The sequence below is a fragment of the Cytobacillus spartinae genome (assembly GCF_042865285.1).
Taxonomy (GTDB): Bacteria; Bacillota; Bacilli; order Bacillales; family Cytobacillaceae; genus Robertmurraya_A; species Robertmurraya_A spartinae.
Window position 1 is genome coordinate 673,799 of record NZ_JBIACK010000001.1, and the last position, 26,615, is coordinate 700,413.

The window sequence follows — 26,615 nt, forward strand, 5'->3', positions numbered from 1 at the left end:
GTGGAACCTCCTTAAATCGTTTTTGTTTCTTTTTTACGAAGGGGACCTTTTAATATTTTTCCTGTAACTGTTTTTGGTAGAGAGTCAAGGAATCGGAATACTCTAGGCGTTTTATATTTTGCTAAATGCTCTCGACAGTATGCAGAAAGCTCTTCCTCTTGAAGATTATTTTTTACCACCACATAGGCAACAATTTCTTCCCCAAGAATTTCGTGAGCCTCCCCCACTACAGCGCATTCAATTACATCACTGTGCGCATACAGCACTTCTTCAATCTCGCGAGGATAGACATTGTATCCTCCGCGAATAATCATGTCCTTTTTACGATCTACAATGAAAACGTTTCCATTTTTGTCCTGATAAGCAAGGTCCCCTGTGTAAACCCAGCCATCACGAATCGTTGTAGCTGTTTCTTCTGGCTTATTATAGTAACCTTTCATGGCATTACGACCTCGGAAAATGATTTCGCCAATCTCACCTTGTGGCACATCACGATCATCAGGTGTCACAATTCGTAAATCAACGCCCTCTATTGGTGGCCCTACTGATCCAACCACCTTTTCTCCGTTAACTGGTTGACTGGTAATCATAATGGTGGCTTCTGTTTGCCCGTACGCTTCTACCATCTCCACTCCGATTTCTTTTTTGATTCGGTCAATAATTTCAACCGGAATACTTGCACCACCAGAGCCAAAAATTCGTAAGGAAGAATAGTCGAATTCTTTTAATCTAGGAGAGTGTACAAACAAAGTAAACATCGTTGGCACGCCACTAAAGACAGTAATTCGCTCTCTTTCTATCATTTCTAAAATGGCATCAGGGTGGAATCGTTCTTCGATATAAATGGTCGCTCCTTTGTAAAGTGGACACCAAATCCCAGCCATTTTCGCAAACGCATGGAACAGTGGAAGAACAACGATGACTCGATCCTTTTCGTTCGTCCCTTGTTCATCCGTCATTGCCTTGGTCATCCAGGCTACATTATCGTGGGTAATCATTGCACCTTTCGGATTTCCTGTTGTGCCCGAGGTATAAATAATTTGTGCTGTATCTTCGCTTATTCTAGGGGTGAGTTCGTCAAGAGGTTCTGAGTCTAGCAATTTCGTCCATTCACATCGAGGGTCCTCTTTTCCATAGCAAGGAATCAATAGATTGGTAGTGGTAAAATGATTTTTTGCATTCTCCACAATTCCAGCTACGGCTTGATCGTAAATGAGTGCTTGTGATTCAGAATCATTTAATGCGTATGTCAGTTCCTTCTCTTTGTATTGCGGGTTTAGTGGGACAACCGTTGCACCGATCGCCAGCAGGGCAAAATAAGAGAGGACATATTCAGGTCGAGTCGTTAACATGAGACCAACATTCATATCTTCTCTGATTCCAAGAGACTTTAGACCGTTTGCAACCCTTAGTATTTTCTCTTTAAGTTCTTGATACGACATCGGTTCATTTCGAAAGACGAGAGCTGTTTTTTCTGGAAGGCGGTCAGCAGTTTGAACAATTAGATTAACAACGTTCATAATAAAACCTCCTCAGTTCATTTGATAAATCGCTTTTTTTAAAACAGGGTGACTTTACTAGTAGACGGCAATTCTGTGAAAACCAATTTACTTTACCTGTTACGAGCGTTGTTATGACTGAAGAAGATGGTGTGCTGCTGTGTGCATGGTGTGGGTTTGTGTGTGGTGTGTTCTAGTGTTGTAGTTTGGTTTTGCTAGTTTATGCTGTAATCACTAAATTTTATAAGCTAATCGTGACTTTTTAATATAATCGCGAAAATTAGCAAGATAATCGCGTTTTTTTCGATATAATCGCGAAAATCAGCAAGATAATCGCGTTTTTTTCGATATAATCGCGAAATTACATAAAATAACCGCGAAACCGAGATTTACAGAGTCACAGCAGGAGACAATCCTCCCTCTCCTGCTGCAACTCCTCTAACTACTCAATTCTTTCAATAATCGTTGCGTTGGCCATTCCGCCACCTTCACAGATGGCTTGAAGACCGTAGCGGCCGCCTGTTCTTTCTAATTCATGCATCATTGAAGTCATAATACGCGCACCTGTAGCACCTAGTGGATGACCTAGTGCGATTGCGCCACCATTAGGATTAAGCTTTTGCGGATCTGCCTTTAGTTCTTCTAACCAGCACATTGGAACTGGTGCAAATGCTTCATTTACTTCATACGTATCCATGTCTTCGATCGTTAAGCCTGCTTTTTGAAGTACTTGCTTTGAAGCCTCAATTGGTCCAGTTAGCATAAGGGTTGGATCTGAACCAACTACTTGACGAGCAATGATACGGAATCTAGGTTTTAATCCTAACTCTTCCGCTTTATCTTTAGACATTAGTAAAAGAGCTGCCGCTCCATCACTCATTTGACTAGAGTTTCCAGCATGAATATTACCGTCTTCTTTAAACGCTGGCTTTAACGTTCCTAATTTTTCAATTGTTGATCCGGCTCTTGGTCCTTCGTCATTTTTCACCGTAACAGTTGTTCCATCTTCAAGCGTTACTTCTAATGGCATCACTTCACGTTCGAAGCGTCCTTCTTCAATAGCTTTCAGGGCTCTGTTGTGGCTTTCTAGTGAAAACTCATCCAGTTGAGTGCGAGTATACCCCCATTTTTCCGCAATGCGTTCTGCAGACAACCCTTGGTGAATCATTTCATATTTCGAAGTTAAGCTTTCCGCCCAATCAGAATTTCTTCTTGTTGCGCCAAGTGGAACACGTGACATGCTTTCCACACCACCCGCGATCACGACATCCATATCTCCACTTAGAATCGCTTGTGCCGCAAAATGAATCGCCTGTTGACCTGATCCACATTGACGGTCAATTGTAGTCGCTGGTACATGAATTGGAAAATCAGCCATCAACGTTGCTGTACGAGCAATATTTACCCCTTGCTCCTCAACCTGTGATACGCAACCCATGATTACATCTTGAACGATTCCAGGTTCCACACCTGCACGCTTGACTAACTCCTTTAACACTTTAGCCGCTAATTCATCTGGACGTTCGTTGCTTAATAATCCTTTTCTTTTTCCAACAGGTGTACGAACTGCTTCTACAATCACTACTTCACGCATCTTACATTCCTCCAAAATTAGTCTATTTCGTTACCTCAGTATTCGGTGTTAAACGGTTTTGAATATGTTGAAGGGACAAGTTCGCCTCTTCTTTCATTTGTAAAAATAACTCTTGAATCGAGAGAATCTCTTTTATAAGACCAACGGATTGGCCACAAGACCAAATGCCCCCATCAAGATCACCTTCAAAATAGACATTCTTACTTCTTTTTCCGGTGATATACGGGAGTAGCTGCTCTAATGAAGCCCCTTCCCTCTCAAGTCGTTCTACTTCTTTACTTACTTCGTTAAGGGCTACTCTAGATGGACTACCGATATTACGTTGAACAATAATCGTATTGGTCTCATCAGCTTGAACCATCCATTCCTTGACGTTATCGTGAATGGGAGCCTCTTTCGTTGCCATAAAGCGTGTTCCCATTACAATTCCTTCTGCACCGAGGGCAAGCGCACTTACCAAGCCTCTACCATCGGAAAATCCTCCACCCGCAATCACGGGGATTGAGACAGAATCTACTACCCTAGGTAACATGACGAGTGTACCAACATCACTCATCCCAGGGTGACCCCCCGTTTCGTTTCCGACAATGATGACAGCGTCGACTCCAAGTTTCTCAGCGGTGATGGCATATTTTACTCCAGGAACTTTATGAAGAACGATAAATCCATTCTCCTTCAGCTGTGGCATTAATTCTTTCGGACTTCTCCCGCTTGTTTCAACGATTTTAACGTTTTCTTCTATTAAAACATCTATGAAATCTTCATTTGGCGTAGCCGTTTGGCTAGGAAAAAGATTTAAGTTTACCCCAAACGGTTTATCTGTTAGTGCTTTTACCTTGTGGATTTCACTCCGCAAACCCTCAGGCGTACCAAACGTTTTTGAAGTGATGATTCCTAAGCCACCAGCCTCAGAAATGGCCGCAGCTAGTTCGGCACGGCCAACTTGATACATCCCACCACATATAATAGGATAATCGATTCCTAACAGTTCGGTAATTCTCGTTTTCATCCTTACCCTCCCTTATCTCGGTGACATTCTAATGGCACCATCAAGACGAATCGTTTCACCGTTTAGCATTGGGTTCTCAATAATCGATTGTGCTAGGTGCGCATATTCCGAAGGGCGACCTAATCTAGATGGGAATGGAACCTGTGACTCTAGCGCCGCTTTTGCCTGTTCATTTAACCCACCGAATAGTGGTGTCTCAATTAAACCAGGAGCAATCGTTACTACTCGAATTCCATCCCTCGCTAAATCTCGAGCAATCGGCAAGGTCATTCCAACAACTCCGCCTTTTGAAGCACTGTAAGCAACTTGCCCAATTTGTCCTTCAAACGCTGCTACAGACGCCGTATTAATAATGACACCGCGCTCACCTTCTTCATTCGGCGTATTAGCAACTAATTTCTCCGCAGCTAGTCGAATGACATTGAAAGTACCTACTAAATTCACTTCAATGACTTTCTTAAAAGTGTTAAAACTATGAGCCTTTCCTTTACTAACTGTTTTTTCAGCAGCACCAATTCCGGCACAGTTTACAACCGTATTAAAAGGGCCAAATGTTGCAATGGTTCCATCAATCGCTTTTTGAACATCTTCCTCGCTAGAAACATTTGTTTTGAAAAAGATCACATTTTCGCCTAGCTCTTCTACTAATTGATTGGCTCTATCTTCTTGTAGGTCTAAAATAGCTACTTTTCCACCATTTTTAACCATGTTTCGAACAGTAGCCTCTCCAAGTCCTGAAGCTCCTCCAGTAACGATTGCAATAGAATCTTGTATTCTCATTTTTTTACTCCTTTCCATCTCTAATATATTCAACTAAAACTTATAGATTCTCTCGTTTTACATAGCCTAATTCTTCAAGAATTTCATCATTATGCTCCCCGAGCTTTGGTGCAAGACGCTTCATTTGTACCTTTTTGCTTAATAGCTTAATAGGATTGCTAATGTGTTTTACTTTTCCAATTCCAGGGTGTTCAATTTCTTCAATCATTTGTCGGTCTCTTATTTGCGGGTGTTCCATCATTTCTTCCGGTGTTAAAACAGGCGACACACACGCATCAATTCCTTCAAAAAGGAACATCCACTCTTGAAGTGTTTTTTGTGAGATCATCTCTTGAATCTCTACTTTCATCTTCCTTTGCTGTTCAATGGGGGCTTCTAGTTTTGCGATTAGATCTGTTTTGCCAATCACCTCGCAAAAATTCTTCCAAAACTTAAACTCTAGCGCACCGACTGATATGTATCTGTGATCCTTTGTTTCATACACCTCATAGCTAGCTTTTCCTCCATTTAGAACAAACTCTCCTCTTTTAAGAGTTTCTGGTGTACTAGAAAAATAGTTAGGAAGAATCGTTTGCATCCACGACACAGCACCATCAAGCATGGAAATATCAATAAACTGACCCTCTCCAGATTTCTGAGCATCAATAATGGAAAGTAAGATTCCAATGGTAGCCATTAGAGACCCACCACCAATATCGCCTATTTGCACAGATGGAATGAGTGGTTTTCCATTTGGATCTCCCTGTAGATGTAGAAGGCCCGCATAACTTAAAAAGTTTAGATCATGTCCAGGTTCACTGGTAAACGGACCCGTCTGGCCATAACCAGTAATCGCACAGTATATTAATTTAGGTTGGTGTTCTTTAAGTTGCTCGTATCCAAGGCCTAGGCGTTCCATCACCCCTGGACGAAATGATTCAATTAAAACATCCGCTGTTTTAACTAAATCAATAAAAATCTTTTTATCTTTCTCATCTTTTAAGTTTAGGGTCACACTACGTTTGTTCCGGTTAAGAGACATAAACATTGCACTTTGTCCTTCAATCTTCGGTTCGCCCCAACGTGCATAGTCTCCTAGTTTTGGATCTTCCACTTTTATGACATCTGCACCAAAGTCAGCTAGCATCAACGAACAATAGGGTCCTGGTAACAATCTAGTTAAATCTAAGACTCGTACTCCATCAAGAGGTAACGACAATCAACAACAACTCCTTTCGAAAATAGATAAGGAAATCGCTTACATATACAAATAATAGCAATTTTCTAAAAATTATACAACGTATTTATTTTTTGACTCTCTGTTTAATTTTATTTCAAGAAGAACACGGTCATACAAGCTTTTGCTAGTTCCTTGCCTTTACCTCTATTAAATTCTTAGTTGATTTTTCCACTTCTCTAACATACGATTTAAACACAAGGTAAAAAAATGAAACGATGTTCAATAATATTATCTACCTTCAAGTCTCATGCTACTTTATTAGCTTGTACAATAAACTTTTTGGACCTAGGAGGAATTGTCATGTCATTAAGAGAAAAAAAGATTGCCAAAAAGAAAGAGGAAATCTTAAGGTCTGCTGCTACTGTGCTTGCTGAAAAAGGATATCATGGAACGACTATGGAAGAGGTTGCGGCAAACCTATTAATGACAAAAGGATCGATGTATTACTATTTTAAAAATAAGGATGATCTATTGTATCAGTGCCACCAGATGATTATGGAACTGAGTCTTGAAAAGATTGAGCAAGTAGCAAATAGTGAGTTAAATCCTATTGAAAAACTCAGAAATGCGGTAAAGTCTCACGTCCTTCTTGCCACCAGTGAAAAGTCTATGTTTATGATGATGGATAAACCTGATCAACATTTTACGGGAGAACATTTAGAGGATGCTCTCGGTCAACGAAGAGACTATGCTCATTTTTTTGATAAAATTTTAAAAGAAGGAATTGAAAAGAACGTTTTTGACGAGAACATAGATATTAGGATGGTTCGCTTTATTATTTTAGGAGCATTAAATTGGATTCTCCAATGGTACAGCGAGGATGGTCCACAAACATCTGAAGAAATTGCTCAAGCATTCGCCACCCATCTTTTAAAAATGGTATTGAAATAAAAGGAAGTTTTTATACGCAAGAGCTTACTAGAGGTGGAAACTTATGTGTGGAAGATTTACGTTAACAGACAATATTCTTCAGCTACAGGCACAATTTGAATTTGAGTTCTATGATGAATATTTGCCTAGATATAACATAGCGCCAAGCCAAAAGGTTTTGGCGATTGGTTCGAATGGTGAACGTCGGAAAGGAAGTATGTTGCGTTGGGGGCTGATTCCGTTTTGGGCTTCGGACGAGAAAATTGGTTATAAAATGATTAACGCTCGCAGCGAAGGGATTGAAGAAAAGCCGTCCTTCAAGCATGCTTTTAAAAAACGTCGCTGTCTTGTGATAGCAGATGGCTTTTATGAGTGGAAAAAGCTTGATGATGGTAAAACAAAACAGCCTTATCGATTTGTTATGAAGGATAGGAAACCTTTTGCAATGGCAGGCCTTTATGAAATATGGAAAAAGGGTACGGAACCAATTGTGTCTTGTACTGTGATTACAACGACTCCAAATAAGGTGACAGAAGATGTTCATGATCGCATGCCAGTAATTTTGCATGAGAACGCTTATGACACATGGATGAATCCGAAGTTTGAAGACACGGAACATTTAAAGTCCCTCCTCGTCCCCTATCCGGCTGATGAAATGGAGAAATATGCAGTAACCTCGCTTGTTAATTCACCTAAGAATGAGATGGCTGAGTTGTTGTCGCCAATTAATAGTTTATAGTCGTAGGGAGCCCTTTCTATTAAAGATAGGGCTCGTTTATTTATGGATCGTTTTATGTTTTGTAATACTGTTTTTTTTGAGGAATGTTAAGATATAGGGTGTCACGGAGGCATTTTGATTACGTATATGTGAAGAACGATTAATTATAGGATTAAAAAGGCATTTTGATGACGTATATTTGAGGATTGATGAAGTATAAGGCATCAAAAAGGCATTATGATGCGATATATTTGAGCAATAATGAATTTTAGGACATCAAAGAAGCAAACTGATGACGTATATTTCGAGAGAGGTGAATTATAAGGTACCTACGAGGCAGCCTCATGCCGTATCTTTGAGCAATAAGCAACAAAAGGGCTTCATTAACAAATCGTCACGATTTATTCACGAGTTCTGCATGAGTTCTCGATATCTTCTTGTTATTTTTATCGTGAGAATACGAAGGAGATGAATTCTATGAAAAAACTATTCACTAGTATTTTGACAGCTTCTTTATTCCTCGCCATTGCTACAGCCACCTTTGCGCAGGATAATGAAGTAGAAAATGGAGTAATGAATTTTGGCCAAATGAAACCGTTTATGGAAGAAATGCATCCAGAACTATCTGAAAAAGAATTGAAAGATATGTACGAATCATGTCATGGAACAAACGGTGCAATGCCCAGCAAAAACTTTCAACATATGAATCATATGGATATGGGGTTGTAAATAAGTAATTAATTAGTTGGCTTAGCATTCGTGCTAAGCCATTTCTAATTTTAGAATATATAATCATTCTGTATTGAATAATAAAAGGGATTAGCTTAAATTACAAATTCTGGAGTAATCACATGAATATAATCCTGTTTATTATCTACGGGTACATCGGATGGAAATATGGTAACTGGAAGGATTTTAGCCGCTATTATCCCTCTCTCTTGTTCTTTATCATAGGTGACTTATTATACCAATTTTTATTATTTGATCATACGATGTGGAAGTTTAAGCCTTTGGGGTTTATAGATGAGGGTTTACAGTTAAATCATTCGTTAATTGCATTAGGAAAAATGGCTATTCAGTATCCAGTAACGTTATCTATTTTTCTTGGGAGGTTGAGTTCTGAGAAATCCAAGCAGATTCTGTCTATTTTTTTATGGACGGGTATTTACGGAATAACAGAATGTATTGCCCATACAACTGGTATAATGACATATCATCATGGTTGGAATTACGGATGGGATTTGGTGTTCAATGTGATCATGTTTTCTATGTTGCTATTGCACTATAAAAAACCGTATGTAGCATGGCTTCTTGTTCTGCCAACTATTATAGGATTTTGGTGGATTTTTGACGTCCCCTTTTCTGTTCTAAAATAATAGGAAAACGGTGAGAGAATGCAAAGTGAGACTTATATAAAGGACACACCTACTTTAATCGTATTTTCTCTTCTTTTTATCATCATTTTTGGTTATTGGTTACAAAAAAGAATTACCGCCTATAATTTTCAGAAGAACAGTAAGATTCTATTTTTTATAGATAACTTAGGTCTAATTGTTGGTTTTCTTTTAGGTGTAGGTTTACTATTTATTGCGTTATTTTTATAAATGTTCTGTTATACTAGCTTCCGACTTTCCAATTCGCAATTTATTTTATAATTAGTAAAAAAGACAAAGACTTCCGGTCTCTGCCTCTTTTTAACCTATTGATTTAATAACTTTTTGATATCTAGTATAGTTTGCAAGTGCATTCCCTCGTGAAAAACGGTACGGATGAGTGCTTGTTCAATTGTGTACATTCCCATGTCTACAGGAGGAAATTCCTCGTCAAATCGATGACCGAACAACTCTTTAATTTTTGTTGGTTGCTGCTCTAGTAACGACTTTAATTCCTCGAATGAAGGTGTGTCAGATGTGAAGTTTTCTGGTGATGATCCATATCCAAACCAAGAATTGAATGCCTCAGGTACATCAGCCTTCTCCTTCGTAACTGCTTGAATCCACAAATATTGATCGAGGTATATGTGACCAAGGTTCCAACGGATGTTGTTATTAAAGCCAGATGGAATCACTTCTGCTTCTTCTTCCAGTAGATTCGAAACTACACCTAAAATGTAACTTCGATAGCTTTCTAATTGAGCAAATAATACTTCTTGACGTCGATTCATTTAAAAGAACCCCTTTTCTTTTACTAGCTAAAAGTTCGATAAAAATGGATATTTTCCTTCTATTTTCTATAAAAGATTTTAAGTAAGAATTAACTATTTGCACTTGCCTAATCCTTACTTTTTCAATGAAAAAATCGAGCCCACCAAAAGGGAACTCGATTTTGAAAGGTTATTTATTTTTCCAACGTTAGAAGCACTGCTCGTGTTAATATCTCCGTTCCATTTAATAAAGCATCGTGATTAAAGGTCATGTTCGGGTGGTGTAAACCTGGTGCTAAGTCACAACCTAATCCGAGCATGGTCGCTTTTAAATGCGGTCGTTTAATGCTATAAAAATGAAAATCATCTCCACCTGTAGTCACAAGAGGTGCTTCTGCATTTTCAGCGCCAAGTACGTCTGATATGGCAAGTTCCATGATATTTTGTGCTTCTTGACTTTCTACTGCAGCAGCAATCTTTGCCGTGGTGGTCAGTTCGATGTTAATCCCGTATAAATTCTGAAGGATGTCAGCTTGATGATTCACTTTTTTGATAAGTTGATCCATGGCTTCATTCGATTGAGCACGTAAATCTAAGCTGAATGTCGCATTCCCTGGTATGATATTATGACTTTTTCCCCCAGCATGAAAGGATGTCATTTTTACAGAGTATGGAACCATTGAATTTAAATGGATACTATTGAGCATGTTGACTAGTGTTGCACCTACCTCAATAGCATTAGCACCTAGGTGAGGACGTGCACCATGCAAATCTTCTCCAGATATTTTCCCTTCCATGACTCTAGCTGCTCCGTGTATGATGGCTGAGCTAGCTTTGCCAAGCGGCATTTCTTGTATAGGGCGTAAGTGGACGCCGTACAAATAATCCACATCATCTACGACACCATCTTCTACAAATTTCAATGCACCTGTTCCTTTTTCCTCAGCAGGTTGGAAAATAAAGCGCACCGTACCGTTCGGGAGAGAATCCATAGCCTTTAAAGCTTCTACTACTCCTAAGACCATCGCCATATGGGCATCATGTCCACATGAATGATTTGCCTGATAAACTCCATCTACTTCCTGCCATAATGCATCCATATCAGCTCTTAAAGCCACAACAGGCTTCCCCTTACCAATTTCTCCTATTACCCCTGTTGAATCATTGAATGTCCGAACTCGACAGCCCAGTTCTAATAATACTTCTTTTATATAATCGGTCGTTTTCGTTTCTTCCCAGCTTAACTCCGGATGTTCATGGAAATGACGAAAAGTCTCCAGAATGCTTTTTTTGTGTTGTTCTACCATGATCTTCATTTGAAAACCCCTCTTAACGTGGCTACTTTTCACCTAAATGGAAAGGTGAAATTTATCATCTTTATTATAATGAAGTGCCATTTTAAATGATTATACTGAAGCAGCACCTCTTCTACAATATAAATTTTATTCAAATTCGGAATTTTTGATTTACTAATTAATTCAAGTAGATATACAAAAAAAATGCGGACGATAAAGAGTTCCGCACACATTAAAATTTATTCTTTTCAATATTTTTAATGGTTTCACTTTCCACCACACTATACAGCCTACTCTTAGGTGGATACAAGGTTTGTGAAGGCCAAAGTCCATGGTGACCGGAACATATATAGCTTATGAGACAAGCAATAAAGAAATACTCCACTCCTTTTCCATCAAACAATTCGACTGCCAGAAGAAACGCAGCTATCGGTGTGTTTGCTCCTCCACAGAAAACTGCAACCATTCCAAGTGGAGCGATAAATGATAAAGGAAGATGAAAAATTTCAGATAAGGCATTCCCTAATGTCGCACCTATAAAGAACAAAGGAATCGCCTCCCCTCCTACAAAACCCATTCCAAGCGTAACCGCTGTAAAGATGAGTTTGGCTAAAAAGGCAAATGGAGGTACACTTTCGGTAAAAGCTTGTTCTAACATCGGTAAACTTCGGCCGTTATAATCCTGGGTTCCAACCATCCAAGTTAGAGCAATCACCAGGAGTCCTCCGACAAAAGCTCTTTTCATATGATTCTCTTTAAAGATTTTCTCAGACCTTTTTTGGATCTCATGCCTCAGCTGACAGTACAATACAGCTACAAGACTGAAGATAATAGCTAACACGATGACTTTTAAAAATAAAATAGGAGATAAATCCGGGATATGTTTTACGAATAATTTCTCTTTATGCTCCACACCCCAAGCATGAACGGTTACATAATGACCTACAAAGCTTGAGACAAGGCAAGGAACGAATGCTTCGAATTTTATTTTTCCTACGGATGTCATTTCCATTCCAAAAACGGCACCAGAAATCGGGGTTCCAAAAGCTGCACCGAAACCAGCGCTAATCCCGCTCATTAAAAGAATTTTCTTATCTAGGATATGAGACTTAAAGAACTGATTAAGTGTTTCAGAAATACTTCCACCCATTTGGATAGCTGCACCTTCTCTGCCGGTTGACCCTCCAAAAATAATCGTAACAAAAGTGCCTAAATACACCAGGAATCCCATTCTTCTAAGAACCCTTGCCTTACCATTCACCGCATCGATAATGAGGTTATTCCCTTCTGCGATGTTGTTTCCATCCTTCTTCCCATAATTCATATACAAATATCCAATTAGCAGTCCACCAATTGGAAGAAAGTAGACTAACCAGTTATTTTTCTCACGTATTTCTCCAAGATAGTCATTGGTACTTAGTAGAAATGCTGTAGTAGTGCCAATAACCAAACCAACAATAGTCCCCCAGAAAATCCACTTTGATAGTATGACGAAAAATACCCTATACTTTTGATTAGTCATCAATGAAAACCCTCATTTCAGATGTTCTGGCGGTTCGTTAAGATGTTGGTTATTTTTAATTTCAGTAAATAGATTGGATGCTTCATTAGCGGATGGAATCACTACTTGGTTTCCTTTTAACAAAGACAATAACAATTGAATGTCTTCCTTTGTTGCTGGTTGCTTCTCGGGTTTCAACATATATCCAAGTTGACCGTTTGATTCAATCGTTGCCCATTGAACATCACTTATATTTTGAATCCCCTTTTGCCTCATCCTAACCTCAAGCATGTCTACCGTTAAACGAATCTTTCTAAGATTTGCTACGTTTAACTGACCATTCTCTACAACTAGGACCGATTTGCTATAAAAGAAGCTTTCTAATTTATCAAATTTTAAGACCGCATATTCGATCATAATAAGAACCACCACAAGAAGGAATGTGATGAGCATCGTCACCCATATATTCCTGTCACTAACTGGTTGAATAATTAAAGAACCTACCGCAACCATCATGACAGTTTGGGCGACGGTTAATTGGGAAATAGACTTTCTCCCGGCCAAACGTAAAATGAGAACCCCGCCAAACACAATCACAAACGATTTCCAAACAAAATGTAAATCCAATTTGGTTCCTCCTAGATAAATCTCTTTGGTTATCGTTTGGAAAAATAGTTAAATTTATGCTTTTCACAGGCATTCTCATGTTCTGTAAAAACAAAAAACTCCCTCTAAGAAAGAAGGAGTAGCCTTAAATTACTTATTCATTTGGATAAGTTTCTTGTAAAAATTTGATGGATTGCTTGATGAGTGCTTTTAAAACCTCTACATCAATATCTGCCACTTTGTTGATATACACACAAGCTTTCCCCGATGTATGTTTTCCAAAATCATTCAGTAATTGCTCACGCTCTGTATCACCAGTAGCAAAGTACAAACTAATCTTCGCCTTTCTAGGAGAGAACCCTACTAGTGGTGCATCTCCCTCATGACCGGTTGCATACTTATAGTGATAAGAACCAAAACCTATTATACTTGGTCCCCACATTTTTGCTGGAAAGCCTGATGTCTCCGTGAATATATCTAGTAGCTTATAAGCATCTTCTCTTTTTTTAGGGCTATCAACTTTTTCAATAAATTCAATTACACTGTTCTCAGTCTCTTTGGTTTTTAGCTCATACATTTTGCTCACTCCTCATCCTTTTTTCCGTAATACCCAAGATTGGAAATGATACTTCCCACCAACTGTCTCAGCTGGGACAACTACAAAATACTCGATTTTAAAATGGTTTTCTAGTATGATTTTTAAATCTTCATCCGTATAGAAAGAGAAGAATCTTTTGGGCTCATAAAAATCATCTTCCCAGATACCTTCAGAGTTCTCACCACCATAGACACCCATAAAGAAAAGGCCGCTTGGCTTTAATACTCTCTTTATTTCCAATAACGTGTCTTCTAAATCCTTTTTCGGAACATGTAGCAAACAATTCATAGCCCAGATAGACTCATATGAGCTATCCGAAAAATCCAGATGATCAAAACTCATCTCTCTTGCGTTAAGTCCCTTAGATTTGCATAGTTCCACCATTTCAGGCGATAAATCAACACTCATCGTCAAAAGTCCCTTAGATGAAAAATAGAGACTGTCCTTTCCCGGACCAGCACCTACTTCCAGGAGGCTTTTAACATCTTCATTTACTAGGAATGATAGGAAAACATCGCGTTCTTTTTCCTTCCAACCTTCAATTGTTAAAGACTCTCTTTCTTGGGCTTTAACATCATAGGAGCTTTTTAAAGCTGATTTCAAGTTCGGATCAATCATGATTAACTTCTCCTTGTTAATTAATAGAGAGGATCAGCAAAATCTTAGCCTAAAACACAAATGTGTTTTAATAACTCATGTCCCTCTTATACTCGTTGCTTCCCGGTTGCCTCTTAGTACGATTCCATGCTTCAATCGCCTCTTTGCGACCCTTCCCTTTATTACTCGGATCTTTAAAGAAGTCCCGAACAAATCGGTTGTATTCGAATTGGGGAGGAATCTCCTTTTTATAGAGTGGATCTTTCTTACGTTCTTCTTCTTTGTACCAAGCATCGACTACATCACGATATGTTTTACCTATATGATTTTTAAAGTAGTTTTGTATGTATGTAGAAAAGTGAAATTTCGGGCCAATAGCAGTTTTGAAGAATGCTCTTACCTCTTGGCTGCACCTATGATTTTCCGTTATTACGGTGTCTAAACTAAGATGACCCGGCTTGGTAGGTTTAGAATAATGTTTTTTAGGTGCGGTTTTTATTTCTCCAGTCTCTAAATACTTCAATATTCTATCTGATAATTCTTGCTTAGAGCCTGATGAACTCATCCCGATTGCCTTACAGAAAGATTGTAGTTCCTCCTTCAACCAGTAAAAATTTTTAAAATCTTGTAATCTTATTTCTTTTGAAAGAATGGGCCTCACTTCTGCGACCTCCCTACCATAAATAGAACATGTGTTCCGTTTATGGTAACACACTATCTCAAATTTCACCAATAAAAACTTAGCATTATAATCCCTCAAAGGTTACTAATAGATCTTGTTTAAAATAATCCAATGGACCGTAGGCTTCAGAATAATTATCACTTGTAAATACGGTTACAAGTTCATATTCTGGAACGACAATAATATACTGTCCTCCATATCCCATAGCATAATAAATATGTGGCTTATAAGGCTGTTTCTTCTCATCATTCAAAATCCACCAATGGTAGCCATATGAACCAAATTTATATTGACTCAAAAAATGCGGGGTTGTAGCAGCAGTAACCCACGCCTCAGAAACAATCAATTTTTCTCCCAATTTTCCTTTATTGAGCATCAATTGACCAAGCTTAAGCATATCTTCTGGTTTAAGAGAAAGACCAAATCCACCTATACCAATCCCCTTTGAATCGGAATACCACATGTATTTTTCAATGCTTAGTGGCTTAAATAAGTGATTTTCAGCAAATTGAATTAAGCTTACTCCTGATGCTTCTTGAATAATTGCCGCCAACAAATGGGAAGCACCAGAATTGTAATACATATTTTCCCCTGGTTTTTCAGCCATTTTTCTATCAAGGACAAAACGAACCCAATCTTTGCTGTTAATCATCGGCATCGGCCTTCCACCCCAAGTAGAAAATTCCGGCCAATCAATCCCCATTGACATGGTCAGTAAATGTTCAATCGTAATACTCCGTTTGTTCATATCAATATTAGGAAAAAAATCAGATATAGGCTGATAAACTCCCTTCACGATTCCCTTATCAATCGCGATTCCAATTAGAATCGCAACAACACTCTTTGTTACAGAATTTATTTTATGCTCTTTTTCTCTGAGCTTTTTATTTCTAAAATAATCGTATACAATTTCCCCCTTATGAGAAACGATACAACTATTAATCTTATCTTTCGTAAACTTTTTTTCTAGTATTTTAAAATGGTCAGCGTTTACATTCGTGGATGCTTTCAGCGAAAACCTCTCCTCTGTGAAAATTTCCGGCATATAATGGTAAAATTATACACGAAAAAGAATAAAATAGGGAGACATAAAAAAACAGGTAAGCTACCACTTACCTGAAAAAATCGCCTATTCAGAAATACTAGCATTGGGACAGCGCCTTGCTAATTCCAAAATAAATTCCTCTTTGTTTTTTGGTGAGATTATAATGCTTCCTAAAATTCCGGTCTTATATAATATTTCCAATGCGTCTTTGGATGACAGAATCCTGTAACCAACAAGAATATTATTGGTAGGAGTAACTCGCGTAATATCTTCATATTTGATTCGACTTCTAAATGGACCACCCTTTATAAACAAATGATGCTCCTCAAAAACATATTTGATATCAAAGGCTACCCATAAAATCAGACAGACCGTAATCAATAATATGAAAAGCATGACGGTTACCTCAAGTGCTGTCTTAGCAGTATCAAGTATGATAGGTAGCAAACAAACCACCATAATGATTCCGATCGCAATGCTAATAATTAGTCTTAGTTAACTCCTTTACATAGACATCCTTTTTAAAAGATCGGTCAACTACAAATCCATAAAAGGAAGCCAGCACTTGGTGAAAGAGTATTACAAGAACAACCTTAATATCTATATGAATAAAAATAACCAGAGAGCAAACTTACTCCCTGGTTCCTATATCTTAAAACTATTTGTTATGTTCCGCAATCGTTTCATAGGTTAAGCCAAGGCCATCCTTAACGATGATTCGAAGTTCTACGTCCTCTATATCCTTACCAACTTCCTCTTCTAGATTTAAAAAATGATTAAAGTTAATACCTTCAAAATGTGAATCAGAATGGAAATTATAATGCCCATTATTACGATTATAATTTGGGTTTAATAAATCAATTTCTTTAATGACTTTACCATCTAAATAAAAGTACGCCATAGCACTTTTCATTTTAAGTTCTTCCTTATTCTTTGTAAGTGGAAGCTCTTGGTCTAGTCGATTCTGTATGTCAAAATTCATATCGACATGACCATCACCAGTGTTATGAAAAAATGAGTGTATGGAGATTCTTGAATTCAACTGTTCTTTGAAATTTAGATCTAGCAGACTCTCACTTCTCGTGCCGTTATTTGCTGTTGCAACCACTTGTGTTTCAAAGTTCCCTTTTAATGGGAAGGTATACTCCAATGAATAGTTAAGTCCTTCCTTCTTAGTAACATCAAGCTCCGTCCAATTCTCTTCACCTGCTTCACGATATAAGAAAGAAATTTCTTCCCCATCCACTAAATCACGTAAACTCCATTCTATTAATACATCAATCGTGTTCTTTTCTAGATCAACGCTATGAACTTTATAAGTTTTTTCAGCCACCCATAGCTGTTCCTGCATAAACTCCTCTAGCTTTGTGTCCATATTATATGAAATACTACCAACAGAGTCATGAACATTTTGAATTTCATGCTGCATATATTCGAACATTTGCAATTTTTCATTTAAGACCCTAATTTTGTTCATATGGATGATGTTAAAAATAATCAGAACAGCTACAGCAATTCCAACAAGAACATCTCTTTTGGTCAATTTTTTCACTCCTTTTAAAAATTCTGGAAAAGAACTCTAAAGGTTCAATTGCTTATTATCGTCCAGACTTCATTTCCTTGGTTAAAAAAACTAAATCATGCACATGAGTAAAACCAACTCTTTTGTAGAGAGTAATAGCTAACACATTACTCGCGTTCACACAAAGTGTTACTGTGTTAATACTAGTAAAGGAGAATATCCATTGCAAAGCACAATGAAGTAGTTGTCCTCCAATTCCTTTTCCACGATACTGCTCATGTACTGCGAAGAATTCAATATTTGCCTCACCGAATTCAGGTTCAGCTTCAACATAGATGTAGCCAGTTAAAACATCTGATTCCTTTGTAATAAAGACCTTTCGATGATTATTTAATCGTGCAATAATTTGGTCTCCATTATAATAGGTAGATGGAAAAGTATGGTCATGAAGGGACACAAATTCTGAATAGTGAGCTTCTGTTATTTCCTCTAGTGGCTTTTTATTGTGATGGAAATCAACTTTTTCAAACTCAAGAATCGTTTGTTCACTATGAATTTGAAAACCTTCTTGTTTGGCAAATTCTAGGGAACTGATATTATTCTTATTCGGAAACATATATAGCTTTTCTATTCCACTTGGCAAGAAGCTTTGCATTTCACGCCACATTTCAGGCACTATAGTCCAGTAATCTTCTTTTACAAAAGGTCCCCAAATCTCGGCACTTCCATTTTCAATATCCGCATCAAAGCCGAGAACACCTATAAAGCTATCGTGATCTAATGCTATTAAAAAACTTTCCCAATAAGGTACATCTGTTATGTCTTCTCTCAACGTATTTTCGATTTCTTTCGCATCTGTTCCACAATACCCAATATGATGAGTGTCTAACTTATTCAAGGTAGATATAAACTCAGCAACCATCTCGGTATCACTTTTACTCATTTTTTTAAATGTTAGCATTCTATCCCATCCTTATGTCTAAAAACCTCTTCTATATTACAGTAACATACAATTAACTAAATATTGTAAAAATAATTACTTTGCAGAACAGATTGCAGCTGGGGATGGTTGTATAATTAAATTTTTTGTGGTTGTTTTTTACCCAAAAAAAATCAGCCCCTTGTAGATTGATAGTGTTTTATTTTGAAATTATCTTGTATAATAAAATCGAAATAGGAGGTGATACGAAAATGGAGGAAGTATTAAAAGTCATTCAGCAAATTGATCAAAGAACACGCCAAATGGATGAGAGAATGCAACAAATAGATGAAAGAATGCATCGAATGGATGAAAGAATGCATCGAATGGATGAGAGAATGCATCGAATGGATGAAAGAATGCATCAAATGGATGAGAGGCTTAAAAATGTAGAGCAAAAAGTTGAAAACGTCGACCAAAAGGTTGAAAATGTCATTCAAGAGGTTGATGGCGTAAAGACTCAGCTTAATCGAATGGAAGAAACATTAAATGCGGTTGCTAAAACAGCACATGACGATACCGTTGCCATTCTTAAACGCATTGAGAAAAATACGATAAAGCATTAGTATAACTCACTCAAAATAAACACTCCGTTTTTTCTCCAAGAATTTTAATTTTCACATCATTAGTTCCAAATAGATCTCCCCAGAATCACGTAATTCTCCAAGGTGCTTACCTGGGGAAGATTGAATAAATACTAAAGAAACAACACCATTAACTCATCATCATAATAGTCATCACCAATTTTTAATGCTCGTTTATCTAATCCATACGTTTCAAACCCTAATGACTGATAAAGCCTCTTAGCAGGTTCGTTGCTCGATGTTACCGTTAAATAGACTTGTTCAATTCCTTCTAATTCTCTCGCTTTTTTAATGGCTTCAAGCATAAGTCTTTTGCCGATACCAAGTCTTTTTCTCTTTACATACATGGCCACAATATTGGCACGATGCTTAATCTTTAATTTGCTTTCTACTATTAGTGTAACCACACCTAATAGTTCATTTTGTTCAAAAGCTCCAAATGTAAAGAAGTTTCCCCCTCCTAATCGAGTTTCTGTTTTTGCTAAGGAAAATTCCTTTTCTTCTTCATAACCGGAACTAAATGCCTCAGGATGATTTTTAAGCGCCTCTAACCTAATCTCCCTATAAAGAGCCGCGTCCTTTGGCTCTAGAACTCTTATCTCCATCTTAACCCCTCACTTCAGGATGGTATTGATAAACCTCTAATTCAATATAATTTTCTCTCTTAAAATGGATTCCTTCACTTTCAAGCGACATCTTTTGAATAAAAAATGATTCTTCGTCCCTTAGTCCAATCTCACCTTTTGAGTTTATGACGCGGTGCCATGGAAGTTGGTATTTCTCACTCATGGAATGAAGGATTCGGACCACTTGTCTCGCTCCCCTAGGACTACCAGCTAAACTCGCAATTTGTCCGTATGTCATCACTTTACCAGGTGGAATTTGCTTTATGATTTGTACCGCTTGTTCCGTAAATGGCTTCAACCCTCCGACCCTCTGAGTCTCATGGCGGCTCACATCACCTGAATCCTGGATCCTCATTTATTCAGAGTTTTCCATTCCGTAATTCCGCCTTCTAAAACAACTACTTGTAAGCCTTTTTCCGATAAAATCTTTGCACACTTGCTTGCTGAATTACCAGTTGTACAAGTTACAATAATTTCTTCTTTCTTTGGTAAAAGATTAATGGCTTCCATATTCAGATCAAAAATTTGTGTCTTAGGAATGTTCAGACTCTCTATATTAGGATCTTTAATGTGATAATCATTGTATTTTTCTTCTGCTCGGACATCTAATAAATGGACCACATCATTTTTCTTTAGCTTATCACTTAGTTCTTTTGCGGTTATTGTTCGTAATGTCATTCTATCCCACCTTACTTCTTTATATAGTTTCACTATAACCATATCGCTCCCTTCAATCAATAAGAAAAGCATCTGCAAGAATCACAGATGCATTTTTCTAAAAACGAGTGTTTCTTTTTTCCATTACCGCTTCGCTTACGACATTATACATCTTTTCCATCCCTTCATTTGACGCTTCAAAATGGAATGCATCCTCTTTACCTATTCCAATGCTCTCCGCCTCCTTCTGAGCGTCGATGTTTGCTCCCATGAAAATAAATTCCCATCTATATTTCTCTTTTTGATGTTGAATTAATTCTCTAACTTTCTTATAGGAGAATTCTTTACTGGCGTTCTCCATGCCATCAGTAGTAATCACAAAGATTACTTTCTTTGGTCGTTCATCTTCATCCGTCTTTGAGAGTCTATAACCAACATCTAGAATGGTTTTTCCTACTGCATCCAAAAGTGCAGTACAGCCTCGAACATAGTATTCCTGTTCTGATAAAGTAACAAGAGAAGCGTCGACACCGTTCCAGATCACCTCATACTCATCATCAAAAAGGACAGTGGTTAGAAGAGTTTCTCCCTCTCGGCATTGTCTTTTAATAAACGAGTTAAACCCACCAATGGTGTCACTTTCTAGCCCCGCCATTGATCCACTTCTGTCTAGTAAAAAAATAATCTCTGTTAAATGCGCTTTCATTACAATCATCCCTTTCAAAATTAGGTATGATATAATAGTAGCTAATTTAATCCAACATTTGGTCGCTTGATAAGCGACATTTTTGGAGGTCCGTTAAATGTTGTCAAAAGAGATTTTGCTAGAGTTAGAGCAGTATGTAGAAATGAGTCTGAATTCACTCACGTTCTCCCTACACTATTCTGAAGAAGCCAATTACAGCATTCTCGAAACTGAACAAAATATTGAATTAGAGGATTTTGTTAAAAATCGCCGCAAACCAACATTACGAGAAGTGCTTTTTAGTTATATCGATCAGATCGGTGCAACGGATGCTGAAATTTATAAAAAAGCAGGCATTGATCGAAAACTATTTTCAAAGATTCGAACAAACGAGAACTACCGACCAGGAAAGAACACCATTATTGCTTTGGCCCTGGCTTTAGAGCTAGAGAGAGACGATGCAGATGATTTATTGGGTGCAGCAGGTTACTCATTGTCTGAAAGTGAGACATTTGATTTAGTCATACAATTCTGCTTTGAGAAAAGCATCTATAATCTTCTCGATGTAAATGAAGCTTTAGATTACTTTAGTCTGAAACCGTTATCAGGAGCTTAGTTAGATTAAATGTTATTAACCCTTCCGTTATAGGAAGGGTTTTTATTAGTTGTTTAATTTTATTTAGGGCGAATCATGGTAAGAATAGATGTACTAAGATACTAGAGAGGACTGAAAGAGTTGCCTTGGCTTTTTATAACCACGTTATTTATCTTTATACTTTTTGTCCCCACAGGTTACTCTACACATCACATATTGGTGTTTTTTATTGGGTTAGTTGGTGTTGGTGCATCTCTTGTCCTGTTCGGACTAACTGCCACAAAGAAATGGAAGGGCTACGGTGAGTTAAAGCCAATATCCTGGTTCTTCCGGTTGCTTGCAATCGGAATTGGATTCTTCGTGCTGCAATTAGCGAACCAATATTATGTGGATGTTAAGTACTATCTTGACGGGGAAACGGAGACGGTTAGCGGAGTGCCTACTGAAATAATTGACTTTGAAGCAAATCGAGAATTAGTCAAAACCGTAACAGTAGTGATTGATGATCAACGTTTTGATGTAGCTGTAAAAGCAAAATATTTTTTAGAAGTTGGCAACATGGAAGATAAAACCTTTGTCATTCATTATCTTCCTAGAACGAAGTGGGTGGTTAATTATGAGGTAATTGAGGAATAGTAGTTAATGCTGTGGGGGGAGTTATGGGATGAAAGAGATAGTCGATCCAAGGGATACGCCTTACTCGAACAGGCCCAAGCCTGTACGTACGTACTAGACAGTTGAAGATAGATTTTCTCTATCAAAAGTTCGAACTGGTTCTGACTTGAACTGACTTTTTTTCGGCCCTACTGTCAGAAGTATAGCCATGTTCTGACTAGAACATAGTATTTTTAAGGCTTTCTGTCAGAAGTTCACCCTTCTTCTTACTCGAGCAGAAGTTTTTCCTCCTTTACTGTCAAAAGTTTGGCCTGGTTCTGACTCGAACAGCAGTTTTTCCTCCCTTTCTGTCAGAAGTTCACCCTTCTTCTGACTCTAACAGAAGTTTTTCCTCCTTTACTGTCAGAAGTTCACCCATGTTCTGACTCTAGCAGAAGTTTTTCCCTCCTTTACTGTCTGAAGTTCGGCCTGCTTCTGACTCTATCAGAAGTTTTTACTCCCTTTTCTGTCTGAAGTTCACCCATATTCTGACTCGAGCAGAAGTTTTTCCTCCTTTACTGTCAAAAGTTTGGCCTGGTTCTGACTCGAACAGAAGTTTTTCCTCCTTTTCTGTCAGCAGTTCGCCCTTCTTCTGACTCTAGCAGAAGTTTTTCCTCCTTTACTGTCAAAAGTTCGGCCTGGTTCTGACTCTAGCAGATGATTTTCCTCCCTTTCTGTCAGAAGTTCACACATATTCTGACTCTAGCAGAAGTTTTTCCTCCTTTTCTGTCAGAAGTTCGGCCTGGTTCTGACTCTAGCAGATGATTTTCCTCCCTTTCTGTCAGAAGTTCACCCATATTCTGACTCGAGCAGAAGTTTTTCCTCCCTTTCTGTCAGAAGTTCACCCATGTTCTGACTCTAGCAGAAGTTTTCCCTCCTTTACTGTCAGAAGTTCACCATGCTTCTGACTCCAACAGAAGTTTTCCCTCCCTTTCTGTCAGAAGTTCACCCTGCTTCTGACTCGAGCAGATGATTTTCCTCCCTTTCTGTCAGAAGTTCACCCTGCTTCTGACTCGAGCAAAAGTTTTTCCTCCTTTACTGTCAGAAGTTCACCCATGTTCTGACTCTAGCAGAAGTTTTCCCTCCTTTACTGTCAGAAGTTCGGCCTGATACTAAATCTATTAACAAAAAATAGCGCACCAAGACTACTCGGCACGCTACTTCACTTGTTATTTTAGCTCAAACCCGATCAACAACACCAAAACCAACACCTTCTACAATTATAAAGGCTCTCATTACCCCCTAGGAATCACAGGCAATATAATTGCTGATGGGTATTGTTCAGTATGGTAAATCTTTTGATGTGCTTCTACCATTCTTGTACTCTTTCCTAGTTCTTCTCCTGTATTTAAGTTCCGATCGTACTTGGGAAATGCGCTGCTTGTTACTTCAATACGGATTTTATGTCCCTTTTTAAAAACGTGGGAAGTATTCCAGCAATCCACAAGATATTGATAGACTTTTCCAGGTTCAATCAGTGATGGAGATTCCATTCCCTCTCTAAACCTAGCTCTTACCATCCCATCCGTAAGTCTTTGTGCAAACCCGTTCGGATGAACATCAAGGAGCTTCACCATAAAGTCCGTATCAACCGCATCCGATTCAGCGAACAACTCCATTTTTACAGGCCCCGTGACTTCTGTGTCTTCCTCTAGCAAACTAGTTGTATACACTAAAACATCGTCTCGTCTTTCAACGGCAGAGTAATTATCAGGTCCACCAATCTGGGAAGACGTTGGCTCTGAAATAAATGGAAATGGGTCCTCCGGGTTATATGTATACTCATCGTGTGTACCCTCATCAGAAGTCGGCTTATCCGTTGATAAGACTCCATCCCCAAACCGACTGTTAGCTCTTCCTTTACTATGAATATAATACTTCGTCCAATCTGTCCTCTTTAACGGCCACTCGTTTTCTTTTCTCCACACATTTTCGCCCATTACAAAAAGATTAATAGGAGGCTCCGCCATTACTCCATTTTGTTCGTCCTTTAACCAATAGTTAAACCAACGAACCATATATCCATTTAAATCAATCACAGAATCTGGACCAAAATCAATTTCACCTAACGTAGTTGATTTATTAACCTGATGAGGCCACGGACCCATAATCATTTTCTGATTTTTCCTAGCAAACTCTGTTTTTCCTTGTTCTGTCATTCCTTGAAAGTTCAATGGTGTTCCAATTTGTTCGTCATCATACCAGCCTGATATATGTAAAACTGGAAGATCAATCTCATTGAACCTTGTTTGGTAACACATTTCCTTCCAATACTCATCCAAATAAGGATGATCAAACTCTTCTCTCCAACGAGGTAAGTCTTTCCCCACTAATTCGTCAGCAGTCATCAATGGCAAGTGTTTATAAATGCTCTCCCAATCTATCACATCAACATTTTGAGCAACCTTCCCACTCGTCATGTATACCCAGCAAAGATGAAAAGGCGTAGGGATTCCTGTTGGCCACTCCACAAAAGGATCAGAAGGTGAAACGGTTGAAATCATCGCTTTTAAATTCGGAGGCTGCTTTAAAGCTGCCAACCATTGAATTCGTGCTAGGTAAGATCCACCCATTGTACCAATTTTTCCGTCACACCACTCTTGTTCAGCCATCCATTGAATCGTGTCGTATCCGTCATTCGCATCCTGGAAATAGGCATGGAATTCCCCTTCTGAATCCCCTCGGCCACGAACATCCATATACATTGTCGCAAAACCCTGTTCAGCAAAATAGGTCCCATTTTCATGAGTTGTATTGGAAGTTTTTAGATAAGGGGTTCTAACCACAATACCAGGCACCGGAACATCGGTTACAGGCATATAAATATCTGCAGATAACAACACACCATCTCGCATGGGTACTTTTATATCTCTTTTAATGGATACTGCATATTTCTTTTGTGCCGTAAGCATGTACATTCCTCCACTTTTAAAATTTTCCTATTAAGAATATTTCGATAAGTAAAGATCATTTCCTTTTTTAAAAATTATCCTCCTTTATTTTTCATCATTATTACAAGTCTAAGATAATACCATATAGATAGTGGTAATTTCCCTGACAACAAGTTCCCATGTAACTCAATTCTTTTTCTTACTGTTTTCGTTATGGTAAAATAATTCCAGATAATGTTTACTTAACAACTAGATACAACTTTTCGTAACTAAAGGAGAAATAGGTTTTCAAGGAGGAATACACGTTGGAGTATACATTTTATGAAAGTTATAGCTTAAAAGAATTTATTACAACAAATAGTCAGATTTTTGAAAATAAACTACTTACAGAGGCTGTTAATGTAAGGGATAAAATTAATGGAATTTTGAAGGTTGGGAATATTGATTTAGTGAACAATGCTCATAAATTAGTTCTGTATATTATAGATGGAAAAGAAAAAGAGCTTAAGTTATTCGCAGAACAAGAAGGGATCGCGTGGGCAAAACATTCCCTTACATTATCTTTTAAATTAGAATGGGTTCAAGCAATTCGAAGGACTTTGTGGATTTTCATCCAAGCTTTTAGTGAATGTAAAGTCCATAAAGACATAGACTTTTTTGAACTAGAACAACAATATAATAATCGTGTAGACCAATTCTTAAATACCTTTTTTATCTGCTACTCAAAATTTAAGGATTCCCTACTCTCAGCTCAAAGGGAATTAGTGGAGAAGCTATCAGTTCCCATTATTCCCATTAACTCTTCAGTTTGTATATTGCCATTGATCGGTACCATAGATTCAAAAAGAAGCTCCATTCTTGAAGAAACGGTGTTAACCGAGATTGGGAACTCGCATTTACAAACCTTAATTTTGGATTTATCAGGAATCGCAGACATGGAGAACGATGTGATTAATCAAATTATGAAAATTATTGATGGCGCATCTATAATGGGATGTAGCACTGTGATAACGGGGTTAAGGCCTGAAGTAGTAAGAAAAATGATTACTTTGGGAATATCATTTGGAGAAAACACTAAAACGTTTGGTACCCTCCAACAAGCATTAAAGGATTTCATAAAATCATAAACAAATAATGACCAACCAGCCTGTCCGTACGCAGGTTGGCCCCTCCACCACCTAATTGAAGCTATTTTCCATTCACCTTCACAATCTCCACTTTCTTGTACTATGTGGGAACCATTTTACCTCTAATCCGTAATAATAA

30 protein-coding genes are annotated in these 26,615 nt (G+C 38.0%); 9 read left to right on the forward strand and 21 right to left on the reverse strand.

The annotated features are described in order from the left end of the window. Nucleotides 1-11: 11 nt before the first annotated feature. From ACFYKX_RS03310 to ACFYKX_RS03330, 5 genes are all read right to left on the reverse strand, one after another. Nucleotides 12-1,520: a class I adenylate-forming enzyme family protein gene (locus tag ACFYKX_RS03310; protein WP_389358023.1), complete on the reverse strand. Its 1,509-nt coding sequence runs from the start codon at nt 1,518-1,520 to the stop codon at nt 12-14. Between the two features lie 421 nt (nt 1,521-1,941). After that, a complete protein-coding gene (locus ACFYKX_RS03315; RefSeq protein WP_389358025.1) occupies nt 1,942-3,093 on the reverse strand; it encodes a thiolase family protein in 1,152 nt (383 codons plus the stop codon). 22 nt (nt 3,094-3,115) lie between these two features. Next, entirely contained in the window at nt 3,116-4,102 is a 987-nt protein-coding gene (locus ACFYKX_RS03320; protein ID WP_389358027.1) for an NAD(P)H-dependent flavin oxidoreductase, read from the reverse strand. Between the two features lie 12 nt (nt 4,103-4,114). Then, complete coding sequence (locus ACFYKX_RS03325) at nt 4,115-4,882, reverse strand: 3-hydroxyacyl-CoA dehydrogenase (protein WP_389358029.1); 768 nt, start codon at nt 4,880-4,882, stop codon at nt 4,115-4,117. A gap of 40 nt (nt 4,883-4,922) precedes the next feature. Beyond that, complete coding sequence (locus ACFYKX_RS03330; RefSeq protein ID WP_389358031.1) at nt 4,923-6,080, reverse strand: CaiB/BaiF CoA transferase family protein; 1,158 nt, start codon at nt 6,078-6,080, stop codon at nt 4,923-4,925. A 321-nt stretch (nt 6,081-6,401) separates the two neighbouring features. Between ACFYKX_RS03330 and ACFYKX_RS03335 the strand changes: the two genes are divergently transcribed. From ACFYKX_RS03335 to ACFYKX_RS03355, 5 genes are all read left to right on the forward strand, one after another. Further along, nucleotides 6,402-6,992 (forward strand): TetR/AcrR family transcriptional regulator, encoded by a 591-nt coding sequence (locus ACFYKX_RS03335; RefSeq protein WP_389358033.1) that lies wholly within the window; start codon nt 6,402-6,404, stop codon nt 6,990-6,992. A gap of 43 nt (nt 6,993-7,035) precedes the next feature. Beyond that, nucleotides 7,036-7,710 (forward strand): SOS response-associated peptidase, encoded by a 675-nt coding sequence (locus ACFYKX_RS03340; protein WP_389358035.1) that lies wholly within the window; start codon nt 7,036-7,038, stop codon nt 7,708-7,710. Between the two features lie 456 nt (nt 7,711-8,166). Next, nucleotides 8,167-8,418: a hypothetical protein gene (locus ACFYKX_RS03345; protein WP_389358037.1), complete on the forward strand. Its 252-nt coding sequence runs from the start codon at nt 8,167-8,169 to the stop codon at nt 8,416-8,418. A gap of 122 nt (nt 8,419-8,540) precedes the next feature. Next, nucleotides 8,541-9,065: a CBO0543 family protein gene (locus tag ACFYKX_RS03350; RefSeq protein ID WP_389358038.1), complete on the forward strand. Its 525-nt coding sequence runs from the start codon at nt 8,541-8,543 to the stop codon at nt 9,063-9,065. A gap of 18 nt (nt 9,066-9,083) precedes the next feature. Then, a complete protein-coding gene (locus ACFYKX_RS03355; RefSeq protein WP_389358040.1) occupies nt 9,084-9,293 on the forward strand; it encodes a hypothetical protein in 210 nt (69 codons plus the stop codon). A 95-nt stretch (nt 9,294-9,388) separates the two neighbouring features. On the opposite strand, the gene ACFYKX_RS03360 is transcribed toward ACFYKX_RS03355, so the two are convergent. From ACFYKX_RS03360 to ACFYKX_RS03410, 11 genes are all read right to left on the reverse strand, one after another. Further along, nucleotides 9,389-9,853 (reverse strand): DinB family protein, encoded by a 465-nt coding sequence (locus tag ACFYKX_RS03360; protein ID WP_389358042.1) that lies wholly within the window; start codon nt 9,851-9,853, stop codon nt 9,389-9,391. A 173-nt stretch (nt 9,854-10,026) separates the two neighbouring features. Then, complete coding sequence (locus ACFYKX_RS03365) at nt 10,027-11,148, reverse strand: M20 peptidase aminoacylase family protein (protein WP_389358044.1); 1,122 nt, start codon at nt 11,146-11,148, stop codon at nt 10,027-10,029. A gap of 211 nt (nt 11,149-11,359) precedes the next feature. Continuing rightward, nucleotides 11,360-12,649 (reverse strand): voltage-gated chloride channel family protein, encoded by a 1,290-nt coding sequence (locus ACFYKX_RS03370; RefSeq protein ID WP_389359027.1) that lies wholly within the window; start codon nt 12,647-12,649, stop codon nt 11,360-11,362. A gap of 12 nt (nt 12,650-12,661) precedes the next feature. Beyond that, on the reverse strand, nt 12,662-13,255 hold the full coding sequence (locus tag ACFYKX_RS03375) for a DUF421 domain-containing protein (protein ID WP_389358046.1): 594 nt from the start codon (nt 13,253-13,255) through the stop codon (nt 12,662-12,664). 133 nt (nt 13,256-13,388) lie between these two features. After that, nucleotides 13,389-13,811, reverse strand: a complete 423-nt coding sequence (locus ACFYKX_RS03380; protein ID WP_389358048.1) for a DUF1801 domain-containing protein — start codon at nt 13,809-13,811, stop codon at nt 13,389-13,391. 12 nt (nt 13,812-13,823) lie between these two features. Then, nucleotides 13,824-14,450 carry a class I SAM-dependent methyltransferase gene (locus ACFYKX_RS03385; protein WP_389358050.1) on the reverse strand — a complete coding sequence of 209 codons (627 nt, stop codon included), beginning with the start codon at nt 14,448-14,450 and terminating at the stop codon, nt 13,824-13,826. A gap of 67 nt (nt 14,451-14,517) precedes the next feature. Further along, entirely contained in the window at nt 14,518-15,090 is a 573-nt protein-coding gene (locus ACFYKX_RS03390; RefSeq protein ID WP_389358052.1) for a DUF6434 domain-containing protein, read from the reverse strand. Between the two features lie 85 nt (nt 15,091-15,175). After that, a complete protein-coding gene (locus ACFYKX_RS03395) occupies nt 15,176-16,156 on the reverse strand; it encodes a serine hydrolase domain-containing protein (protein WP_389358054.1) in 981 nt (326 codons plus the stop codon). 84 nt (nt 16,157-16,240) lie between these two features. After that, nucleotides 16,241-16,612 (reverse strand): PH domain-containing protein, encoded by a 372-nt coding sequence (locus tag ACFYKX_RS03400; protein ID WP_389359029.1) that lies wholly within the window; start codon nt 16,610-16,612, stop codon nt 16,241-16,243. A gap of 202 nt (nt 16,613-16,814) precedes the next feature. Next, nucleotides 16,815-17,699 carry a hypothetical protein gene (locus ACFYKX_RS03405; protein ID WP_389358056.1) on the reverse strand — a complete coding sequence of 295 codons (885 nt, stop codon included), beginning with the start codon at nt 17,697-17,699 and terminating at the stop codon, nt 16,815-16,817. Nucleotides 17,700-17,754: 55 nt separating this feature from the next. After that, a complete protein-coding gene (locus ACFYKX_RS03410; RefSeq protein ID WP_389358058.1) occupies nt 17,755-18,639 on the reverse strand; it encodes a GNAT family N-acetyltransferase in 885 nt (294 codons plus the stop codon). 230 nt (nt 18,640-18,869) lie between these two features. On the opposite strand from ACFYKX_RS03410, the gene ACFYKX_RS03415 reads away from it, so the two are divergent. Continuing rightward, nucleotides 18,870-19,223, forward strand: coding sequence for a hypothetical protein (locus tag ACFYKX_RS03415; RefSeq protein WP_389358060.1), 354 nt, complete (start codon nt 18,870-18,872; stop codon nt 19,221-19,223). 131 nt (nt 19,224-19,354) lie between these two features. On the opposite strand, the gene ACFYKX_RS03420 is transcribed toward ACFYKX_RS03415, so the two are convergent. From ACFYKX_RS03420 to ACFYKX_RS03435, 4 genes are all read right to left on the reverse strand, one after another. Continuing rightward, nucleotides 19,355-19,846, reverse strand: a complete 492-nt coding sequence (locus ACFYKX_RS03420) for a GNAT family N-acetyltransferase (RefSeq protein ID WP_389358062.1) — start codon at nt 19,844-19,846, stop codon at nt 19,355-19,357. A 1-nt stretch (nt 19,847) separates the two neighbouring features. Beyond that, nucleotides 19,848-20,165, reverse strand: coding sequence for an MGMT family protein (locus tag ACFYKX_RS03425; protein WP_389358064.1), 318 nt, complete (start codon nt 20,163-20,165; stop codon nt 19,848-19,850). Between the two features lie 53 nt (nt 20,166-20,218). After that, nucleotides 20,219-20,545, reverse strand: coding sequence for a rhodanese-like domain-containing protein (locus ACFYKX_RS03430; RefSeq protein ID WP_389358066.1), 327 nt, complete (start codon nt 20,543-20,545; stop codon nt 20,219-20,221). Between the two features lie 97 nt (nt 20,546-20,642). Next, on the reverse strand, nt 20,643-21,230 hold the full coding sequence (locus ACFYKX_RS03435; protein WP_389358067.1) for a vWA domain-containing protein: 588 nt from the start codon (nt 21,228-21,230) through the stop codon (nt 20,643-20,645). A gap of 97 nt (nt 21,231-21,327) precedes the next feature. Between ACFYKX_RS03435 and ACFYKX_RS03440 the strand changes: the two genes are divergently transcribed. Both ACFYKX_RS03440 and ACFYKX_RS03445 read left to right on the forward strand, forming a co-directional pair. Further along, nucleotides 21,328-21,825: a hypothetical protein gene (locus tag ACFYKX_RS03440; RefSeq protein ID WP_389358068.1), complete on the forward strand. Its 498-nt coding sequence runs from the start codon at nt 21,328-21,330 to the stop codon at nt 21,823-21,825. A gap of 120 nt (nt 21,826-21,945) precedes the next feature. Further along, the gene (locus ACFYKX_RS03445) at nt 21,946-22,440 is read left to right on the forward strand and encodes a hypothetical protein (protein WP_389358070.1); all 495 of its coding nucleotides are present in this window, start codon (nt 21,946-21,948) and stop codon (nt 22,438-22,440) included. 1,253 nt (nt 22,441-23,693) lie between these two features. Here the strand turns inward: ACFYKX_RS03445 and ACFYKX_RS03450 are convergent. Further along, complete coding sequence (locus ACFYKX_RS03450) at nt 23,694-25,370, reverse strand: CocE/NonD family hydrolase (RefSeq protein WP_389358072.1); 1,677 nt, start codon at nt 25,368-25,370, stop codon at nt 23,694-23,696. Between the two features lie 284 nt (nt 25,371-25,654). Here ACFYKX_RS03450 and ACFYKX_RS03455 point away from each other — a divergent pair, with 284 nt between their 5' ends. Continuing rightward, nucleotides 25,655-26,476, forward strand: coding sequence for an STAS domain-containing protein (locus ACFYKX_RS03455; protein ID WP_389358074.1), 822 nt, complete (start codon nt 25,655-25,657; stop codon nt 26,474-26,476). Nucleotides 26,477-26,615 lie beyond the last annotated feature (139 nt).